Origin of the sequence: Enterococcus sp. BSD2780061688st2 D3, assembly GCF_005844145.1 — a bacterium.
GTDB classification, from domain to species: domain Bacteria; phylum Bacillota; class Bacilli; order Lactobacillales; family Enterococcaceae; genus Enterococcus_B; species Enterococcus_B durans.
The window spans coordinates 124,897-145,195 of sequence record NZ_SPHN01000008.1 but is presented as its reverse complement, the minus strand read 5'-3'; the positions used below and the strand labels follow the sequence as shown (position 1 = coordinate 145,195).

The window sequence follows — 20,299 nt, the reverse complement described above, 5'->3', positions numbered from 1 at the left end:
GATTTAGAATAACGAGGCAGTTACGGTATCAAACAAATGAGTTACCTGTAGTGGCTAACTTAAACTTGAAATTTACGAAAATAAAAAGAATAAAAAGAATGAAAACTAAATAATCAAATGTTTAAAAGCAGAGTGTTGGATGTTAGAACCTTTTAGTAATACGATATTGCGATAGTAATTACCTAAAAATTTTAAGTAATTAGGAGGTAGAAGATGAAGAAAACCAAAATAATTATATTAATATTTTTTGCCTTTGTTTTTAGTCAACTAACCGTTTTTAGCTCAGAAGCTATAGCCATCAATAGCGAAGAGGAATCAAAGATAAACAATGAAGATCCTACAAGAGACAATCAATCAACATCAAGTTCCGAAGAAGCTTCTTACTCAGAGACTGTGTCTATTAATAATCAGGAGGAATCGAATATAAGCAGTAAAGAATATACAAGCGAGCATCAAACAATCACAAGTTCTGAATCCGTTTCTAACTCGGAAACTAAGACTATAGATAGCGAAGAAAAGTCAAAAATGATAAATAAAAATATGGTCTCAATTGATGAAGAATGGAAACAGATTAACACTTTGGAAGAAGGAAGTATTGATATGCAAGATTCTCGTATTCTTCACTATTATTTTGGTTCTCATAGCAGAATAGGAAGTACTACAATTTTGCCCAAACCTTCTTTTTCTTTAAACGATAACGGCAAAGAAATTTATGCTTTTTATAGACCCAATAATAATTTGAATAGTTTAAGAAATAATCATAATACAATTTTTGCATACGGTAATACTTCTGAAGATTCACCAACTACTTCTAATATAGAAGATTTAGAACCTGACAATAACACGATGCATTATTATAAAAAGTTAGACACTAATGGAACTTCTTTTTTGATAGAATACGTATCTACTTCTGCTACAGGTGGTGTTATCCAAGTATTAATTACTATGGAGGCATTACCAAACAAGCTTGTAAGAATTACAACAAGCTATACTAATATAGGAGAAACTACATTTCAAAATGCAGTTATGGGAAGTAGTTATGACACAAAGTTAGGGACTAATGATAAAGTTCCAGTGTATTATATTGGAAATAATAAAGGGGTTTATATAAAGGATGCACAATATAGATTGGAATTTAGAATGAGCAATATTCCTAATTGGGCAGTTGGGACTTATTTACAAGAAAATGCTAGATGGATTCGTGATTTTTTTAATGAAAGTAAAACAACGTTTTCCAATCTAAGTTCCAGTGGGTTTGAAAGTAGAAACGGAGCTGCTGGTAGTGTAGCTTTGGAAAATGTAGACTCTGCAATTCATTTCAAAACTCAGCCAAAGAATTTTGCACCAGGAGAGAAGATAGAGATGAGTTTCGATGCGGGAATTTTAACGGATGATGGAAAACCAGTTGTAGAGCTAGACAAATACTCTTCAGAATTTACCAAAGAGACAAAGGAAACTAATATAAATGGCTCATGGAGAGATTCTGATAGTGAATCTGTTCAAATATACTATCAGCTTGATGAGGACACGCCAGTTTTGATTGGAGAATATGGCAATATGATTTCTGGAGAGGACTATCAGTTTGACTTTTCCTTAAATACAACAAAACTAACACCTGAAAGGCATACACTTAAGGTGTATGGAGTGGACAGCGATGGAAATATGTCTAATGTAGAGGAGTATATACTTGATTATATGGATACAGGTATATTAACTTTTAAAGAGGTACCATCAATGTTTGATTTTGGTGTGCACCGAGTCAGTGATACAACTCAAGAGTATTTGGGCAAGAATGTTGGTGACCTAGTTATAAAAGATACTCGTAGCATTAATAAAGGATATTGGCAGCTAACTTTAAAACAAACAAAAATATTGAATGATAATAATAATGAGTTGTCGAATATTCTTTATTTTGATGATGGAACAAAGCTAACCTCACTAAACGCCGCAACTGTAATAAGTTCTCAAAAATTATCTTCAAATACTGAGGAGTACAACGTATCAAATGAGTGGGATAATCTTGGCAAAGGATTAAAGGCAATTGTCAAGCCATCCGATCAGCTTGAAGGAACGTATACAGGAAACTTAGAATGGACATTACAAAATGTTGTTGAGAACCAATAAAAATAAAATTGTTTGTAATGAATATATGATTAATATGATAATATTTTATTCATTAGGTGATTACTAATTCCAGCATAACTTTAAGTGTTTAATTCACGTAACTTTTCTTTCTATAATATTGGCACTTTGTCAAATGATGTTGGTAAAGAGAAATCTTAGAATAATTTGGACAGAACAGAAAGAAGAAACCCTCTTTCTGTTCTGTTTATTTGGTTAAAAACGTTTTGCCATGACGAATCATGATTCGTAGTTTGAAATTGTAAAAGCTGCAAAAGCTGCAAAAGCTGTATGTAGTGCGTTTTAAAACTTTGATAGGAATGTTTAAACATTTCAATGCTCCGTTTGAATAGCTGTAGTGAAACGCATTTTGGATCTGTGGCAGAAACTTTTTAAACATTCGTAAAGTGGTTGTATAGGGTTCAGGAAGACCGCTGACTTCTCTGTTTAAGCAGTCCTCAAATAATGACTGAACTCTTTTCTTTACCGCATAAAGAATCTCTTGGTATAACTGATAGCCTTGGCGTAGGTTGGGACAAGCAGTTAACAGTCAATCGACAATCTCACTTTCAGTTAAATAATCTTTAAAACTGGCACGCCAAACCCGTTTTTCATCGTTTAAGTTTGCTTCTTTTTTTGTAGGAGTTTCCAATAGCGTTTTAATTTTTTCCCTAGCCCTCGTTGATAGTGGGAAGTCCCTTTGAGCTGTGCCGAGTTTTTTGAGAAGGTTCCTCCCTTATGCTGGACAATGGGACACTCTTCTGGCTTGTACAGAAGAGTTCCTTTGTAAATCAAGCAAATTTACCCTTTATATTTTTCTTTAGTTAAACAATTTTCCTCGAAATGGATATTTAGGTCTAGAATATTTAGGGTATCTTTGATAAGCAGAGCATGAGACATCTTGAATCCTCCTATGAATTGGTAGCCAAATTAATTCTAAAGGATTTCAGGGTGTCTTTTCTATACAAAAAGACGTTGGCGAAGTTCACCAACATCAAAAAGTATAAGCAACTAAAAATAGCACTTCACTGTTTTTCTACTAGCTAAGGAAAATACTCATGGGAAATCATATCCATAGGTATCTTCCTTAATTTGAGTTTAATATTTTTGCGATAGTACTTATTAACTTTTCTGCAAAATATTGAAAAACAAAATTTGGCGAAGTATTGAAAGCTTGCGGTTTAGGTAGAGTAACCTTCTTAGAAAGTGAATTGTTCTTGTATTCAGAGTTCATTGTCACCAGAAAAATATCTCCGCTAAACTTATCAGACTGTTTCATAAATTCTCCAAGATCATTGCCTACAACAGGACCTCTTGCTGAGAAAATGACAATCAAATCATTTGGGGAACTGAAAAAAATCGTATCATTTAGCTCAGTTGGGTCAATAAAGAAACATTTCAATCCAAGTCTCCTTAATTTATATGTGAGGAGGCGACCAACAACTCCGCTCTCAACAATTCCAGTAAAGAATATATTATCGTATTTGACTAAAGCACTGGCGAAATCGTTTAGGAACTCTGTTGTCAATTTTTCTTCAATGAGGGTAATCAACTGAATAAAATTATTTACCGTATCATTTTGAGCAGTGTTCTTTTCCTCTTCGGCACCGTCACCAAGAACATATAGGTACATTTCTTTTTTAAATTCACTAAATTTTACATAACCGATCTTTTTACAGAATCGAGTGATACTAGGTTGTGAAACTTTGCACCAGTCGGCTAAACCTACGATCCCGCTTTGAACCACATAATAGGGGTCACTTTTGATTTTTTCATATATTTTTTTTTCCGTTTCTGAGAAAGAGTCTTTAACAGCTTCCATTTTAACTAAAGGGTTCAAATAAATCACCGTCCAATCAACTAATAGTATACCATTAAAATACTTGCGAATAAAATATACAAAAAATTAAATATAATGTTGAATAAAATATTCTTAAGTGGTATATTATAGCCAGTAAGTGCTTACAATACGTATTGAAGGGTTGGAAATTATGAAGAAAAAAACATTTCCTAAAGGGTTTCTTTGGGGAGGAGCATCCGCTGCAAATCAATTTGAAGGTGGTTTTTCTGAAGATGGTAGAGGGTTATCGACGAATGATTTTGTGACGGCTGGTTCCAAGGATTCAGGAAGAAAAATTTCCATTCAATTAGAAGATGGAACAATACAATTCATTGACGTAGAAAGTCCTATTCCCAATGGAGCGAAAGGTGTGATTGATGAGTCTACTTATTATCCAAGTCATAAGGCAACAGACTTTTATCATCACTATAAAGAAGATATTCGTTTACTAGGTGAAATGGGCTTTAAAGCCTATCGAATGTCAATTAGTTGGACAAGAATTTTTCCAAAAGGTGGAATCATTGGCGAAAAACCAAATCAAGCAGGTTTGGACTTTTATAAAGAAGTATTTCAAGAATGTAAGCGATTCAATATCGAACCAGTTGTTACGCTTTATCATTTTGAAAATCCCGTATATTTAGCTGATCATTTCAATGGTTGGGCAGGTAAAGAAACCATTGAATGCTATATGAGATATGTACAAACAGTTATGGAAGCTTATAAAGATTTAGTCAAGTATTGGATTCCAGTTAATGAAATAAATGTTTTGCGTGGCTATGCTAGATTAGGTGTTCGTGATACTTCCGCATCCATTCGCTACCAAGCTTTGCATCATTTGTTTGTTGCAAATGCTAGAGTAAATAAACTTGGAAAGAAAATTAATTCTGAGTTTAAGATCGGTTGTATGTTGGCGTTAAGTGGCATTTATCCACAAGATTGCAAGCCAGAAAATGTTTTTGGAGCTTTGGATTTCAGAAGAAGAGCCTTATTTTTCTCAGACGTTATGATACGTGGCTATTACCCTAGCTATGCAACTAACATGTTAAATGAACTAGGGGCAGAGATTGAAACTACCCAAGAAGAACTTGAACTCATCAAAGCGTATCCTTCTGAGTTTTTAGCATTTAGTTACTATCGAACAACAGTTTATAATACGAATTTACCTCAAAGAGTTGATACAGGCGGGCAATTAGGAGCAAAAAATCCTTATCTTACTCAGTCACCTTGGGGATGGCCGATTGATCCGTTAGGACTAAGATATGTTTTGAATGAATTATATGATCGCTACCAAAAACCATTGTTTATTGTTGAAAATGGTTTAGGTATGGATGATGATGTGACAAGCGAGAATACCGTTGAAGATGATTATAGAATAAAGTATTTAAACGATCATATTAAAGAATTTATGAAGGCTGTTACGTTAGACGGTATAGAGTTAATCGGATATACAGCTTGGGGACCGATTGATTTGATTTCTTCAGGAACTGGTGAAATGGATAAGCGGTATGGTTTTGTATATGTTGATCTAAATAGTCAAGGGGAAGGTTCAATGAAACGAATCAAAAAGAAATCTTTTTATTGGTACAAATCAGTTATTGAATCTAACGGAAAGATGATTAAGTAGGAGGAGAAAAATGAAAGCACAAGAAAAATTCGTTAATGGATTAACTAAATTTGCTGCAATGATGAATAACAATAAATACTTCTCAGTATTGCGTTCCTCGTTTGCACGTTTGTTGCCCATAATTTTAATTGGATCATTCGGAACATTACTCAATACACTTATTTCAAACCCAGAAACAGGTTTGGCCAAATGGTTGCCAGTGTTAGAAAAATTGGCCCCAGCATTTGCAGCATTATCATTTGCTACTATTTCGTTCATGACAATCCCACTCGTATTTCTGATTGGATTGTATATGGGAGAAGCAAGTGGCGTTCCTAAATATCCGTCAGCGATTCTAGCTCTGGTTTCATATATTATGGTTGTTCCAAATGTTGTTGAAATTATTCCTGAAAATGGTAAGGCATTAATGACTGGTGGATTATCAAATTCAGTTCTAGGAGCAGAAGGATTAATCATTGGGTTGATCATCGGTATTTTATCGATTGAGCTTTTCTCAGCTTTGATGAAGATTGAAAAACTTAAAATTAAGATGCCTGATAGCGTTCCTCCAATGATTGCAACATCATTTAATACACTGATTCCTTCATTCATAGTTGCGTTAGTATTTTCTATTGGTGGAGAAATTTTCCATATTTTAACAGGGCAATACATCAACCAATTTATTTACACCGTTGTACAAACTCCTTTGCAAAATGTTATGCAAACAAATTTTGGCATTGTCATTTTAGTGATTATCTCGCAGCTGTTATGGTTTGTTGGTATGCATGGAGGACAAGCAATCAGTGCTATTCGAAATCCAATATTTGTTGCTGGCTTAGCAGCAAATATTGATGCTGTCTCCAAGGGAATAACACCAGATCAACCACTCACTTTTGGCTTTTGGCGATGTTTTGTCGCAGTTGGTGGAGCAGGGTATGTCTTGTCACTTATTGTAGCTATTTTCATTGCTTCAAAACGTGAAGATCATAAGGCGATTGCCAAATTAGGATTATTACCAGCGATTCTAGGAATAAGCGAACCAGTTGTATTTGGGTTACCATTAGTAATGAATGTCATTTTTATCATTCCATTTGTATTGAACTCAGCAATCGCATCATTAATAGCTATGTTTGCAATGAATATTGGCTTCCTAACACCGAATGCAGTAGATGTTCCATTTGGTATTCCGATTCTCTTTAATGCTTTTGTCAGTTATGGATGGCAAGGTGTAGTAATCCAAGCAATTTGCTTAATAGTTACTGTATTTACCTGGCTACCTTTTGTATTAATCTCAAATAAAGAAAAAGAAACAATCAGTTAATTGATAGTCAAAAAAAATTATGAAAAAAATCAACGAATAATCGCTACGCTTTACAATGATGCACAGTGCAAAGTACTTGCGTTGCCATCTAAGCGAACAGTAGTGAAAGTAAAAAAGTTTCTTAAAACGGATAAAATCAAGAATTGCATCAATTATGTTAGTAAATTTTGACTAAAAGTTTAAAGCATTCTCCTGGTATAAAGGGTTAATGCAAGGTGTTTTTTATCAGCAACTCACCAAGAAATAGAAAATATGCTTTTTTTACCAATTCCATGCTATATAGGTTTTCCAAAGGGGAAACATAGGATTGTTAAACAAGCATCAATCAGAAAGAAGATGCACTAGTGTATCTTCTTTCTTTCTGCCTTACGTAGTAATAATTCAATGGAAACATGCAGGTTTCTTCGATAGAACAGCATATAGAAAATCGGAAGTGGATGAAGTTATCAAATTTAGGAGTTAGTAAGAAAGATATGCTTCAAATTGTTAGTTTCACGGTCATGGGTACAACGCTCAGGGCTGAATAAAATAGAAATATTCAGTTAAAAAATATTTCTATTTAATATCTAGTAAAGTCAAATCTGATTTTTCTTTTATATATTTACGAACTTCATTTAAAAATAATTGCGCATTTTTTCTTGTTCCAGGCTTAGGAAATTTATGTGCTAAAACATACGCAGTTCGTTTTGGTGGTGGTGCCGAAAGAAAAGTATAATTCAACTGATCATTTTTTTTCAAAAAATTTTGAGCAATCGATACAGGGACAATTGTCCAATCTTCTTTTTTTTCTAAAAAGTTATAGATCATTGCAGCGGTACCAACGACCACTTTTTTTCTTCCAGCATACGGAAAGTAATATTTATGCCATAGATTGAAAGCTTCACTCCAAAAGGCATATACTTCATGTTCTGTTTTCAGAAATTCTTTTTCTTTTGTTTTAGCAAATAGTGAGTCCTTATGGAATACTAAGACCATTTCCTCCTCATAGAGTGGAAATGAAATAACATTGGGTGAATCATGGAGGACAAAAACGAAACCGATATCCATCTTTTGAGTTTCTATTTGCTGATGAATTTCTGTAGCGTGTTCAGTTTGTAGAGTTAAAAAAATAGTTGAATACTTTTTAATGAATGTTTTGTAGATATCTTCAAATACAAAAGAGCTAATTAAATCAGAAGCACTTATCCGCAGTTCTTGATAGGTTTGTCGTTCTTTCAGTTTTTTTGCATCCGCCCAAAGTGCAGCCCATTGCTGCGCAATTGGTAGAAAGCTTTCTCCCTCCGCTGTTAAAGCAGTCTTGCGGACACCTTTTTGACGTTCCAATAAGGTAACGCCTAATTTTCTTTCTAGGTTCATGATTCTCGTACTGGCAGTGCCATTGCCAATGTACAAATGCTCAGCAGCTCTTAAAACATTTCCATATTCAACAACAGCCAAAAAAGTTTCGATTTCTTATCGAGCATGGGACAAAAGTAAGAAACACTTTTGTCTCATTCTTTAAAAACGAATAAACGGTGGGAGCAGAAGCAACTCCTTCGGCTTATTTCTCGGAGTTAAACACTTCTGTCCCAGCTTCTTTTTTCTTACTCTTTATTTTATAGAAAAGTTTTTCATAGGCGATTTTTCTGCTCCTTATATTACGGATGCTATGCTAGGTTTTCCTAAAAATCATGAAGATAGAATTTTTCTATTGTATTATTTCATGAAAGGACTATCGAAATATTTCCTTAATAAATTATCGGTAAAAGTGAGGAGTGTCATTGGTAGTAACAGCCCTTTCCAACCATAATAATTCATGGAGAGTGGGACAGATAGTACTGTGATACAACCCACAATCGTTATAATAAGTATACGAATAATTGCTTTTTTTCTATAGATTTCATAAATCACCTCCGAATACTTCTGTTATGTTGCACTCTTAAAACTGCCAAAGTTTCTGTATGTATGCTACGTAAATAGGTGTAATAGCCTAGATATGTGGCCTATTAATGTGCCATCACTAAATAAAACAGTTAGAATTTGCTAAAAATTTGTAATTCAACCTTGAACTCTTTCATTATTGTACTACAAATTTATCTCATAAATAAAGGAATTTCTTTAGCTGAGGATGTCTTGAATCTGTATGTATTTAGGCAAATACATTCTGATAAATGGAGGATATGAGATGGAAGCTGCTTACTCCGTTAGTAGAAAGAATGAGCGACGTCAAACTATATCCGTTCAATTTTTTAAATTTAATTTTTTGTAAATCACTAGTATGCATTGCAATCTAGTGGAGGATGCGGTACACTAATTCCAACTAATATGTAAAGCAATATAGTTGCTATAAGGTAGGTGAGAAGATGTCATTTAGTAATAGGTCGTCACAAATGCTAAAAGGTATTCTTTCTGGTTGTATTCTTGTTCTACTGAGCCAGGAAGCATTATATGGATATACATTGAGTTTAGAATTAGAAAAAATCGGTTTTGATCAAATTCCTAAAGGGACCATCTATCCTTTGTTACTTAATTTAGAAAAAAAGGGGCTGATCACAGGTCAAAGAGTACCTTCTCCTGATGGACCTAGTCGGAAATATTACAGCCTTACTGAACAAGGTCAAATTGAAAAGAAACTGTTTATAGAAGAATGGTCTCAACTTAAAAATAATGTAGAGACACTGCTAAAAGAGGAGCATGAGAAAGGGTGATTAATGGTGAAAACGGATGAACTGATCCAAAAAAATAGAGAACTTCAAAAACAATTAAACTCTGAGAATGAAAGTTATTACAGTGATTTAGTCATTTATTTAAGAGCAAAGGGTACGTTCAAAAATGACTGGATTATCGAAGAAAAAGCGTTAGAGATTTTACAAGACATTTTGGATTCGCAGCAAGAAGGTATAAGCGCAGAAGAGTATTTTGGGAAAAAACCACAGGAATTTGCAGATGAAATAGTAAAAACTGCTCCAGTAAGTTTTTTAGGCTTATTGAAATTGGTGTTCGTTGCACTAGGAGTATACAGCATGTTCATGCTTTTCATTGATCTGATCCTACCAAGTCGGTCCTTTGATTTTGGAACCTTTGCAGTGGTAGCAGTTTATACACTCGTGGCTGCATTACTTTTATTTTGGTTCATTGGAACAACTGTTTATTCAAAGAAAAAAAAGCTTTCAAATGCTATGACCACTTTGTTATATGTCGTACTTTTAGCTGGTGGCGTAGCCTTATCGACTTTTATCAAGACACCTTATCAGGTCAAGTTGGTTGGAATTTGGGGAATCGTAGTTATACTGACTCTACTTTTAGTAATAGCCATTCTATTTTTTAGACAGGATAAAGAGGATAAAAAAACTTGGGCTCCATTTATACCTGTGATCCTCACGTGTGCTGTGATTGGAATAGTCTCTCGTATCACTATTTTTTCTCCTTTTTTCGAAACAAGGACTGGTAAGTACACGATTGCAGGTGTACTGATACTTTCTGTCATTATCCAATACGTAATCATATACTTCTATACGAAGAAACTAAAAAGTAAAACCAACTAGAAAATATAAAGAGAAATATCCTTATGAAATTAATAAGGAGTATCTAAAGCTGACAAATCCAAGCGTTGTTTGTCAGCTTTTTTGTATCATAGAGTAACGCTCCGTTTAGCTAGTAGATTAATTAAGCTTTTGATTTTATCAAGAATATAAAAGTATGACAATCGAGACAAGAAATGAAGAATAGCGGCAACAGGGTATTTCATGAAATCAAAAAATTTTATACTTAAATAATAAAGCATAATGTCTACCTATTTTAAGCCTTGTAAAAAAAATCATTTAGGCGTAGGGTAGTTCCATGACTAGGAAACTAGCACAACTAGATGAAATCAGAAAAAAGCTTTAGCTGAGCTTACTCGATTAGAAATAGTAAACGAACAAATCATTCGATTCTTCATTTTCCATTGTGAGATAATTTAGAGGAATAATCGAGTATTCCACAGTTTAATGGCTTCTTTCTGGATAGCTTTTTTCGGCATCGAATCTGTTAGGATCTTTGAAAAATCAGCAATGATCAAATCTAAATGTTAGGGGAAATGTACGAATGAAAGCTCTTTTTTTTAATGGATTTGGTAATTCTGACGTTCTAAAATATGGAGAATTACCTGATCCAGTGATAAGCAGCAGTGAATTGCTAGTGGAAATGGATTATATTGGGTTAAATTATGCAGATGTTTATCGAAGGAAAGGAAACTACCACATAGAAGAGCGTTCTCCTTATATCAATGGCTATGAAGGGATTGGGACAGTTATTGCTTTAGGTTCAACTGTTGCTGATTTCAAACTTGGGGATAAGGTGTTTTTTGTGGACGTTCCGTTTTCGAATGCAAGTTTAGTAGCGGTCCCAGAAGCAAATGCAATAAAGGTCCCGAATGACATGGACCCTAAGTTAGTAGCTAGTATTGGTTTGCAAGGATTGACTGCTGATTTTCTAGCACATGATCTTGGTGATGATACTAGAGGCAGTGATGTGTTTGTCCATGGCATAAGTGGAGGGGTAGGACAAATTTTATCCCAGATGTTAACTGCAGATGGTCTGAATGTATATGGCGTTACTTCATCTGGTGAAAAACGACAACTTGCGCTGAAACAAGGAGCAAAAAAAGTTTTTTTAAGAAGTTCGAATTGGCAGATGGATTACTTATCTTCATTCGATACTGTTTACGATGGCATCGGGATTACCTTGCTAGATAGTATAAGTATACTTAAAAATAGAGGAAAAGTAGTCTTCTTTGGAATGGCTGGAGGAACGCCACCTACTGTGGATCTGGTTGAATTATTATCACAATCAAAGAGTATTTTGACAGGAGATCTGTGGGATTATTTAACAAGTTCTGAAGAACGTAATCAAAGATCTAGTAGACTTTTTGACTATTTCAGAAAAGAGAAGATAACTATCAGTGAACCAACGATTTTTTCTTTGGCCAACGGTAAGGAAGCCCATGAGTTTCTAGAATCAGGTAAAAGTGTGGGGAAAATTCTTTTAAAACCATAAATTTTTTTGATTCTGGTTCAACGATTGATTTATGTATCAATGCGGCTCTATTTGAAATGTTTTTATGCTTCAATGAACTTTTTTTAGCATACTACTTATTTAGAGGAAAATAGTAGAAACAATTGGCTATAAGGACAAAAAGGTGGGGTATTGGATGAAGATATTGGTAATTGGTGCTTTTGGAACGATTGGAAAAGAAGTTGTCAAACTGTTTGAGGAATATGGATACCATGTGATCACAGCTAGTAGACACCAGGGGGATGTGATAGTCGATATTGCTTCACCGAAAAGTATAAAAGAGATGTTTGAGAACATTGGCAAAGTAGATGCAATCGTAAATGTTGCGGGTGAAGTGAAGGTAGTTCCAATTGAACAAATGACAATAGAAGATAATAGAGTAGCTATTGATAGTAAACTATTGGGCCAAATAAATTTAGTTCTAATTGGGCATAAGTATCTAGAAGACAACGGGAGTATTACGCTTACAACTGGAGTAACAAAAGATGATACTATAATCGGTGGGGCTTCGGGAGCTATGGCAAATGGTGGGATAGCATCATTTGTAAAATCAGCGGCAAATGATTTCAGTCGTGGTATTAGGGTAAATTGTGTAAGTCCAACTATCGTAGAGGAATCATTTGAAGCATACAAAGAAACCTATGCTGGATTTTCAACCATTCCTGCTAAAACTGCAGCCAAAGGATATCTAAAGAGTGTGAGTACGAATCAAACTGGTCAAGAATTTCAAATTTACAGATAAAAATTGAAGAAAAAAAACTGAGAATCCGTAATGCATACTCCATAAAAAACTTGGGAAAATAGTACGCTTACTCTCAGAGACTCAGGAAAATTATTTTGCGAAAGTTTGCTGATTTTTGATTTATCCTTAGAGAAGTTCTTTTCGTTTCCATCATTTATCTAGATTTGGAATATGGAGGAAACGTGATTTTTTACTTTTGAAGCGAAAAATTATCAGTTTGACATATAATGGGATGGGTTCATTTTTTCTCCTTCTAAATATGAATAAAGGAGCGTGGGACAAAAGTAAGAAACACTGTTGTCCCATACTTTAAAAACGAATAAACGGCGGGAGCAGAAGCAACTCCTTCGGAAATAAGCCGAAATTCACAAAAATTTGAAAAGCAATTTTCGTTCATTTCTTCTTATTTCTCGGAGTTGAACACTTCTGTCCCGGCCTCCTCGTTTGAGATTATAGGCAAGGTGATCAAGGTAATGGGTTTAGAAATGTTCATATAATGAAGAAGAGAATTTACAAAGTTGCTTTTTTAACTGGAATTTGGATTTCTGTTAACCAGTCGGATTCGCTTTCTTTATTCCAAATACCATCAATATAATTTTCACGAAATGCGTCGATGATTTCATACCCATTTGCTTCTGCAAATCGCATAGCAGCAGCGTAGGCGTTCGGAAGTGTTTGATAGGGTCCTTTGTGCATCGTGCAGATTGCTTCAGGAACTTCGGCGATCGTTTTGAAGGTCAGTCCATCAGCACTCTCATTCATTTGCGTAACAGCTTCACAAATTTCGACATCAATTGCTTCTTCTTTGTATTCATTATCATGGTAGATCGTAAAACAGTATTCTGGAATCGCACAGACACAGCCCACTTTTTCCATTCTCATCCCCATCTCAGGCATGATAGTAAAAAGCGCATTATGATTGGGAATGATTGTACGTGTTGATGCCACGATCACTTCAGGAAGCTGCTTGACTACCATGTGGTAATTGGTTTCTTCTTGCTGCATGTAGCCTTCAATCTGCGAAAGCATAGTCATCCGTTCGGCAATCTCCGCTAATAATTGTTGCTTTTTTCGCTGCAAGATATGCTGTTCGCTTTCTCCATCTTGTACACGTTTGAGTTCTTCGATACTATAGCCGATATTTCGTAAGGCCATTATGCGATGTAGTGGGGCTAATTGACTCGAAGTATAATAGCGGTAGCCATTATCGGGATCAATGAAGCGGGGGTGTAAGAGCCCCACTTCATCGTAGTAACGTAATGTTTTGATCGTGATTTGATTCATTTTAGAAAACATTCCGATGCGATAAAGAGTTTCTTCGATTTTTTCATGTTCTTGTACCATAATGATCCTCCTAGTAGTGTTTATTCCCAACGGAAGAATTTAGCGGCTAAACCAAATCCTAGAATGGTGATGCAGAGTAATAGAATGACAATGAATTGTGGGTTTCCGACTGATTGTCCTAAACTGACACTTTTCAATAATTTTATTCCTTGAGTCAATGGTAGAAACGTAGCTACTTTCTGTATGCCATCTGGAAAGAGTTCAAATGGAATCACTGCTCCTGATAGAAAAAGCATGGGAAAATAAACAGCGCTACATACTAAATTAGCAATTTTGATATTTTTACATAAGCTAGCGATTAATAATCCTAAACTGTACATGGCACTCATGACTAAAAAATAACTGGCGATCAAAATGCCCCAGTTTCCCTGCATATGGTAGTCAAGAAAAACAATTGAGACAAAGATGATCAGTACAGCTGAAATGATAGATGTGATAGCAGCAACGACCATTTGTGCAGCAATCAAGTGTACAGGAGAAGCTGGAGTGACAAAAAAGTGTTTCAAAATCTTTTTATCACGGTAATCGCAGATCGTTAAAGGAATGCCCATGAAAGCAGTAGCACAGATACCGACAACTAATAGGGCGCTAAAGCTACTGTCCAAAAAAGTATAAGAAGCATTGCCAGCTTGGTTGTTACCAGCGATCATGGTTGTCAAGAGCAATACGCCAAGAGGCATCGCGATACCAAAAAGAATGCCATCAATGGAACGAATGGCTAATCGTCCTTCGATCTTCGCTAAACGAATCACTTTAGTCATGGTCTTCCTCCTTTACATACCAGAGATAGGCATCTTCCAAATTATTCTGCGCACTTTCCGTCAATAATTGTGCCACGGTGCCTTCCACGATGATTTGCCCAGCTTTGATTAGGCAGATACGGTCGCACAGAAGTTCTGCTTCTTCCATATAATGAGTCGTTAAAAAGATAGTTAAATTTGTCTCTTTCAGGCGAAGTAACGTCTGCCAAACACTTCTCCGTGCTTCAGTATCTAATCCAGTCGTCAATTCATCTAAAAAAATGATTTCAGGATCTGGGATCAGTGCTAAAACGATGGATAATTTTTGTTTTTCACCGCCAGAAAGTTTTTCAACGAACTGCTTTTCAAATTTTTCTAATTTGAAGAGCTGCAACAATTCGGAATAATCCCGCGGTTGTTTGTACAAGCTTGATATCTCATCACATAATTCGCCTACTTTGATATTTGTTTGATAACTGGAGGATTGAAGTTGGACCCCAACCTTTTCAAATAATTTCCGACGAGACTTTCGAGGATCTTGACCAAGTATGTGGGTAGAACCGTGGTCAGGTTGCTTGATACCTAGGATGGTTTCAATAGTGGTTGTTTCCCCAGCGCCATTTGGACCTAATAAACCGAATACTTCTCCTTTATTGACTGCTAAAGATAAATGGTCAATGATCTTTCTGCCGCCAAGAGTCATTGTTAAATCTTTGGCCTCAATCACTTTATTCATGATGATCCGCTCCTTTCATTAACAGAATACTGTCTCCTGTTAAGGGAGAGTCAACAGATAATCAATCATTCTCTGGAATCATCAGTCAATAATTGAAGAAAAACTTACAGAGAGTGTTTCAAATATAGGTTTATATCTTTTTTACTGAAAAATACTTTCTTTATTTATAATAGCAAAACTTGATGGATTGCTCTTTAAATAAGTAAAGTTTTTTTGATTGCTTTGGCGACCTGCACCTTTAGAAAGGCACAAAGTTCCTTAATGATAAAAGTAAATTCTTCAATTTTTTTAGCTATCTATGAATAGTAGAAACTAGAGTCCTCGTTGTTGAAAACCTACGCTTTAAGCAAAAAATTTATGGGTGATCTTTAAACTTTGAAGAGAAGAAAGAGGGGCAGATCAATATCAAAAAAATATCGATGTAAGAATCAGTGATCTAGATATCTTAGAGCTAGAAAGAGGAATACAAAGAGAGATACATGGCTGTTACTGTACTGAATAACAACAGTTTTAGATGTGAGGAGCTGTTCGAAGAGGATACTAAATTGAATGGATGTATCATTAATGTTTATAAATGGAAAAAAGCGAGAGCGAACTACCACCGAATAATCGTATAAATATCGGACTTGAGTCAGAAACTCCTAATTTATACGATTATTTTCGGATAGTAACACTTGAAAATTTGTATGGAACAGAGTGATTTTTTGAAACATGATTTTTTCTTATAAGTCTTCTAACTATCCTAACTATCCAGTGATTTACATCAGAGGAAACAGTCGATCTAAGGTCACGAGAACGCCATCTTGGTCGTTTGAAGGACAAACTTCGTCTGCTACTGTTTTTACAGCATCTGGAGCATTATCCATGGCATAACCTCGCCCACAATAAGCTAGCATCTCTAAATCATTTCCACCATCACCAAAGGCGACACATTGTTCGGGTGTAATCCCCCAACGTTGCACTAATTTTTCTAATCCAGCAGCTTTATGGCAACCTGGGACAATCAAGTCTACAGATCCATGACCACTACTAGTAGGAACGAGCGATCCGGCTAATTTTTCCCGGAATAAGTCGCAATAATACTCTGTTTTTTCTACGGGAACAGTAGGGGCAAATTTTAGAATCTGATCTTCGACTTGAGAAAAATCATCTACCCATGTCAATTTATGATAATAAATGTTGGTTAACTCAAAAAACTCTTTACTTACAGTCCCTCGCTCGCAATAAGCGCTGTTACGGCCACACATCACATTTTGTATTTCTGGGTTGTTTTTACACAGTTCGAGCACAGATTGAATGGATTCTTTAGGGATATCGGCGGAAAAGATAAATGTATCTTTATCTTTGACTAAAGCACCATTCTCGGCAACAAAACTCATCTCGTTATGGTGATCGGGAAAAAGAGAACGCAATTGGTAATACTGATTGCCACTTGCCACAACAAATGCACAGCCGACCTCTTTCATTCTAGAAAAAATGGCATTAAATCTGTGGATGTCATAAGTATAATCACTTCTAGCAAATGTTCCGTCCATATCTACAGCAACTAACTTGATATTGTGGGGATTCATATTCATTTTATACACTCCAGTCTTTTTATCAGATACATGATAGATAATTGTAACGCTTCCATAAAATATTCTAACATGTATATACAAATCTGGCTATATTTTTCCAAAAATGATTAAATAAGATTGTGACGAATCGAATAGTGTATGCTCTGTTATCTTTCATTTAGGAGTAAAATCCTACATTTTGAGAAAAAAGAAAAAATAAAGAAACTTTTTTAGGTATAATAAAGTGTATGGAGATATGTTCTGATAGAAAAAGTGTGGTGCCTTATGTAGGAAATGAACCTAATCGCAAAGTATCTAGTGGATCGTGCACTGTAGTTTCACATGGCTTCTGATGACTATTCTCAGGAGTAAGGCTTGTCGAAGAAAGGAGAGAGTATCTTTGAATGAACATGTCAAAAATAGAATAGAATCATTTCGTTCACTTATTGAGGGGCTTGAGCAAGAACAACTAACTGCTGATAGTTGTAGTCAGCTATTTATTGCTATTGGGGAGCTTCGGGGTCATATCAACGGCAGAGAGATCAAACCATTTATCCATCTCATCATCTCATTACTTCAACAAGATGGAGTCGTTTTTTTCAAAAAAGACCATTTAGTGTATACGAACAAACAAGCAAGCTGTTTTTCAAAATATGCCAATGGAGATGAATTTGCTGTTTATCGAGCTAGATTTGATGATCGAATCTTTGACTTACATACGATTGCGTCATTGTTACTGACTTATAGCAATCTTTTACCAAACTCATTCGCGCACCCATTTATCTTAGCAATACCCCACATGATTTTTAAAAAGCACGTAATTTTAGATAAAACTAAGATCGATTACGAAGAATTGCGATTTAAACATCTTGCACATATGAAAACCGCATTGAATGACATGATTGGTGAACATACTATCTTTACCAGACAGACAATTTAAAATCGAACATCATCAAAGCCACCGTTGATACAACAAAGTAATCTTTTTATCCATAACGATCCTTATTGATCCTAGTGAAGGACAAGGAGTCGATTAAAAAAGCGACAGGACATTTTGTAAGACAGATGTTCATCGCTTTTTTAGTATGTACAAAAATAGAGAAATCTGTTTTTTCAAGTTATTGTAAAAGACCTTTACTAAATTTAGGGGATCATTAAACTAAGAAACTGTTTGATGATTCAGTACTATATATAAAATGGGATATCAATTAAGAATTTTTTTGTTAACAATGGTTTACTTTTGCATTTAGAGGTCTGACATATAGGACTATTTCTACTAGTGGAAGAACTGGATAACATTCGTTTCAATAAAATATTTCTATTACAATTAGTAAGTAAAAGGTATAAAATATGATTTAATTAGAGCAACAGAAAGGAGAATGTAAAATGAAAGAATTGATGACGAAGAAAATGAACAAAATAGGTATCCTTGTAGCTATCCTTGGCTTAACGATCGGGTATGCTATCTTAACAATAGGCGTACCTATCATCGAGAGCGTTTCACTAGCAGCTGGAGGATTTATAGGATTATATAGTCTTTTTGGAATGGAAGGCTTGAAAGCGGGGTTCAAGAAACCCAAAAAAGGAATAGTTACTTTTCTAGTTAGCTATGTTTGTGCGGTTGTTTTAAGTTTAGTAATGTCGTCTGTTGTAAAAAATATCTTACACGCGTCAACTGCAGCCAATGAAGTTACAGATCACTTATCCGCGACCTTCATCATTGAAACCTTGCCCATGCTATTAGGAGAAGAACTTTTGGCAATCGTTATCTTAGTTATTGTGGCAAACTTACTTGGTGGGACGAGGAAAGCAATAGTAGCTGGGATTTTTGTTTCTTCTGTGATATTCGGATTATTGCATTTACCGACTTATCAATGGAATCTATTGCAATGCCTTTTAATCATTGGTGTAGGAAGGATTCCTTTTACAGTGGCAACTTTAAAGAGTGATTCGATATGGGCTGGTTATTTTGTCCATGTTGCATATGATTGGATAGCATTCATTGTTATTCTACTTTCAATGAAATGATTTTTTGACCACAGATCAATTGATAATTTTAGCAAGAAAACCAGTTTTTTAAGGAAGAGTAGTGATAGAAAAGCCAAACGATCAAGGAATTTGACTACTGTGTGTTACAATTGGGAGCAATCTTTGATTTAGCTAGACGAGCCCACTTATAAGAACGGAGGAATTCTATGAATTTTGGTCCAAAGATCAGAGAAATTCGAATAAGTAAAGGATACTCCCAAAAAGCAATCTATCAGGACATCATCTCTAAATCGTATGCTATAGAATTTGAAAAAGGAAAACATAGTATAGCGACGACCCTTTTGATTGAGATATTAGATCGTTTGTCAATGGATATAGATGAATTTCTGTTTATAGACAAGGGATATCTTTTAAATGATTATTCTGCTTACATCTATAAATTATCAAAGTATTCTAATACACATGATCTAAAATCTTTGTATGAACTTTTAAAAAAATATGCTGATAAAACTAGAGTGATTGATCAGTTACGATTTGCAGAAATAAGATGTCGTATACAGGCAATCGAGAATTTTAATCGAACAGGAAGGCTTGATGGTTCAGCAACAATCGAAGAAGATCGCGAAACGATTCAAAACTATCTAGTGGAAATTGAAACCTGGACATTAAGAGAGATCCAGTTTTTTGGAAACACGATTGAGTTTTTGGATTTTGAGCAACATTTTCCTTTATTTCGTAACCTATCCAAATCTTTTCCTTTGTATGTTGAATACGACAAGGGCCGAGAGATATTTTGTGCGATGCTAGTAAACTTAATTACTCAAGCTATCCGCCATGGCTATTTTGATTATGCAGAAGTCTTGACCTATCAATTACACCTACTTAGTTCAGACTATAAAGAATTTTTCCATCGATTATTAACAAAATATTTTGACAATATCTTATCCTTAAAAAGGAACAACAGGGATGGTCAAGCCATTGAGAATTGTAACATAATCTTAGATTTACTTATTGAACTGGGACATTCTTCGATTGTTGGTGAACTTAAAGTGTTGAGTACGGATGTTGTAGTTTCTAAATGAGAGGCACATTTGTAAAAATAGAGATCGAGACAAAAGTCGTTTAGTTTTGAGAAATTGAAGAGAAAAACGAGCAATACGCTTTTTGTATTGTTCGTTTTTTTTTTTTTGAAATTTCCGAAAAACCTGACTTTTGGACGCCTTTTATTCGAGAGTCTGTACCAAACTTGATTTTTAGATTTGTCCAACATTTG

16 protein-coding genes and 1 pseudogene are annotated in these 20,299 nt (G+C 35.0%); 10 read left to right on the top strand and 7 right to left on the bottom strand.

Going from position 1 to position 20,299, the window contains the following annotated elements; translation table 11 throughout:
• The first annotated feature begins 213 nt into the window (after window positions 1–213).
• Window positions 214–2,124, top strand: a complete 1,911-nt coding sequence (locus tag FGQ66_RS08510) for a WxL domain-containing protein (RefSeq protein WP_138302199.1) — start codon at window positions 214–216, stop codon at window positions 2,122–2,124.
• Between the two features lie 205 nt (window positions 2,125–2,329).
• Here FGQ66_RS08510 and FGQ66_RS08505 read toward each other — a convergent pair.
• Both FGQ66_RS08505 and FGQ66_RS08500 read right to left on the bottom strand, forming a co-directional pair.
• Window positions 2,330–2,871, bottom strand: a pseudogene (locus tag FGQ66_RS08505) (transposase); the annotation flags it as partial.
• A gap of 337 nt (window positions 2,872–3,208) precedes the next feature.
• Window positions 3,209–3,961, bottom strand: coding sequence for a MurR/RpiR family transcriptional regulator (locus FGQ66_RS08500; protein ID WP_138302198.1), 753 nt, complete (start codon window positions 3,959–3,961; stop codon window positions 3,209–3,211).
• A 151-nt stretch (window positions 3,962–4,112) separates the two neighbouring features.
• On the opposite strand from FGQ66_RS08500, the gene FGQ66_RS08495 reads away from it, so the two are divergent.
• On the top strand, window positions 4,113–5,585 hold the full coding sequence (locus FGQ66_RS08495; protein ID WP_138302197.1) for a glycoside hydrolase family 1 protein: 1,473 nt from the start codon (window positions 4,113–4,115) through the stop codon (window positions 5,583–5,585).
• A gap of 10 nt (window positions 5,586–5,595) precedes the next feature.
• Window positions 5,596–6,885 carry a PTS sugar transporter subunit IIC gene (locus FGQ66_RS08490; RefSeq protein WP_138302196.1) on the top strand — a complete coding sequence of 430 codons (1,290 nt, stop codon included), beginning with the start codon at window positions 5,596–5,598 and terminating at the stop codon, window positions 6,883–6,885.
• Between the two features lie 555 nt (window positions 6,886–7,440).
• Here the strand turns inward: FGQ66_RS08490 and FGQ66_RS08485 are convergent.
• Window positions 7,441–8,322, bottom strand: coding sequence for a LysR family transcriptional regulator (locus FGQ66_RS08485; protein WP_138302195.1), 882 nt, complete (start codon window positions 8,320–8,322; stop codon window positions 7,441–7,443).
• Window positions 8,323–9,227: 905 nt separating this feature from the next.
• Here FGQ66_RS08485 and FGQ66_RS08480 point away from each other — a divergent pair.
• The 4 genes from FGQ66_RS08480 (at window position 9,228) to FGQ66_RS08465 (ending at window position 12,661) form a co-directional block, all read left to right on the top strand.
• Window positions 9,228–9,572, top strand: coding sequence for a PadR family transcriptional regulator (locus FGQ66_RS08480; protein WP_228012502.1), 345 nt, complete (start codon window positions 9,228–9,230; stop codon window positions 9,570–9,572).
• Between the two features lie 3 nt (window positions 9,573–9,575).
• Window positions 9,576–10,409, top strand: coding sequence for a DUF1129 domain-containing protein (locus FGQ66_RS08475; RefSeq protein ID WP_138302194.1), 834 nt, complete (start codon window positions 9,576–9,578; stop codon window positions 10,407–10,409).
• A gap of 541 nt (window positions 10,410–10,950) precedes the next feature.
• The gene (locus FGQ66_RS08470) at window positions 10,951–11,901 is read left to right on the top strand and encodes a zinc-binding dehydrogenase (protein ID WP_138302193.1); all 951 of its coding nucleotides are present in this window, start codon (window positions 10,951–10,953) and stop codon (window positions 11,899–11,901) included.
• A 154-nt stretch (window positions 11,902–12,055) separates the two neighbouring features.
• Window positions 12,056–12,661: a short chain dehydrogenase gene (locus FGQ66_RS08465; RefSeq protein WP_138302192.1), complete on the top strand. Its 606-nt coding sequence runs from the start codon at window positions 12,056–12,058 to the stop codon at window positions 12,659–12,661.
• A gap of 510 nt (window positions 12,662–13,171) precedes the next feature.
• Here the strand turns inward: FGQ66_RS08465 and FGQ66_RS08460 are convergent.
• The 4 genes from FGQ66_RS08460 to FGQ66_RS08445 all read right to left on the bottom strand — a co-directional run bounded on the left by FGQ66_RS08460 (window position 13,172) and on the right by FGQ66_RS08445 (window position 17,058).
• Window positions 13,172–14,005, bottom strand: a complete 834-nt coding sequence (locus FGQ66_RS08460; protein ID WP_138302191.1) for a MerR family transcriptional regulator — start codon at window positions 14,003–14,005, stop codon at window positions 13,172–13,174.
• Between the two features lie 20 nt (window positions 14,006–14,025).
• The gene (locus FGQ66_RS08455) at window positions 14,026–14,766 is read right to left on the bottom strand and encodes an ABC transporter permease (protein ID WP_138302190.1); all 741 of its coding nucleotides are present in this window, start codon (window positions 14,764–14,766) and stop codon (window positions 14,026–14,028) included.
• Window positions 14,759–15,481, bottom strand: coding sequence for an ABC transporter ATP-binding protein (locus FGQ66_RS08450; protein ID WP_138302189.1), 723 nt, complete (start codon window positions 15,479–15,481; stop codon window positions 14,759–14,761). Before FGQ66_RS08450 ends, FGQ66_RS08455 begins: the two co-directional genes overlap by 8 nt.
• A 758-nt stretch (window positions 15,482–16,239) precedes the next feature.
• On the bottom strand, window positions 16,240–17,058 hold the full coding sequence (locus FGQ66_RS08445) for a Cof-type HAD-IIB family hydrolase (protein ID WP_138302188.1): 819 nt from the start codon (window positions 17,056–17,058) through the stop codon (window positions 16,240–16,242).
• A 379-nt stretch (window positions 17,059–17,437) separates the two neighbouring features.
• Here FGQ66_RS08445 and FGQ66_RS08440 point away from each other — a divergent pair, with 379 nt between their 5' ends.
• The 3 genes from FGQ66_RS08440 to FGQ66_RS08430 all read left to right on the top strand — a co-directional run bounded on the left by FGQ66_RS08440 (window position 17,438) and on the right by FGQ66_RS08430 (window position 20,108).
• Window positions 17,438–17,977 (top strand): hypothetical protein, encoded by a 540-nt coding sequence (locus FGQ66_RS08440; RefSeq protein ID WP_138302187.1) that lies wholly within the window; start codon window positions 17,438–17,440, stop codon window positions 17,975–17,977.
• 446 nt (window positions 17,978–18,423) lie between these two features.
• Window positions 18,424–19,065, top strand: a complete 642-nt coding sequence (locus FGQ66_RS08435) for a CPBP family intramembrane glutamic endopeptidase (protein WP_138302186.1) — start codon at window positions 18,424–18,426, stop codon at window positions 19,063–19,065.
• A gap of 167 nt (window positions 19,066–19,232) precedes the next feature.
• On the top strand, window positions 19,233–20,108 hold the full coding sequence (locus tag FGQ66_RS08430) for a helix-turn-helix domain-containing protein (RefSeq protein WP_138302185.1): 876 nt from the start codon (window positions 19,233–19,235) through the stop codon (window positions 20,106–20,108).
• The last annotated feature ends 191 nt before the right edge of the window (window positions 20,109–20,299 follow it).

Coding starts and splice junctions, on each gene's coding strand:
- FGQ66_RS08495 (WP_138302197.1), top strand. CDS start 4,113: ATGAAGAAAAAAACATTTCCTAAAGGGTTTCTTTGGGGAGGAGCATCC.
- FGQ66_RS08475 (WP_138302194.1), top strand. CDS start 9,576: ATGGTGAAAACGGATGAACTGATCCAAAAAAATAGAGAACTTCAAAAA.
- FGQ66_RS08470 (WP_138302193.1), top strand. CDS start 10,951: ATGAAAGCTCTTTTTTTTAATGGATTTGGTAATTCTGACGTTCTAAAA.
- FGQ66_RS08430 (WP_138302185.1), top strand. CDS start 19,233: ATGAATTTTGGTCCAAAGATCAGAGAAATTCGAATAAGTAAAGGATAC.
- FGQ66_RS08450 (WP_138302189.1), bottom strand. CDS start 15,481: ATGAATAAAGTGATTGAGGCCAAAGATTTAACAATGACTCTTGGCGGC.
- FGQ66_RS08510 (WP_138302199.1), top strand. CDS start 214: ATGAAGAAAACCAAAATAATTATATTAATATTTTTTGCCTTTGTTTTT.
- FGQ66_RS08460 (WP_138302191.1), bottom strand. CDS start 14,005: ATGGTACAAGAACATGAAAAAATCGAAGAAACTCTTTATCGCATCGGA.
- FGQ66_RS08455 (WP_138302190.1), bottom strand. CDS start 14,766: ATGACTAAAGTGATTCGTTTAGCGAAGATCGAAGGACGATTAGCCATT.
- FGQ66_RS08480 (WP_228012502.1), top strand. CDS start 9,228: ATGTCATTTAGTAATAGGTCGTCACAAATGCTAAAAGGTATTCTTTCT.
- FGQ66_RS08490 (WP_138302196.1), top strand. CDS start 5,596: ATGAAAGCACAAGAAAAATTCGTTAATGGATTAACTAAATTTGCTGCA.
- FGQ66_RS08435 (WP_138302186.1), top strand. CDS start 18,424: ATGAAAGAATTGATGACGAAGAAAATGAACAAAATAGGTATCCTTGTA.
- FGQ66_RS08465 (WP_138302192.1), top strand. CDS start 12,056: ATGAAGATATTGGTAATTGGTGCTTTTGGAACGATTGGAAAAGAAGTT.
- FGQ66_RS08445 (WP_138302188.1), bottom strand. CDS start 17,058: ATGAATATGAATCCCCACAATATCAAGTTAGTTGCTGTAGATATGGAC.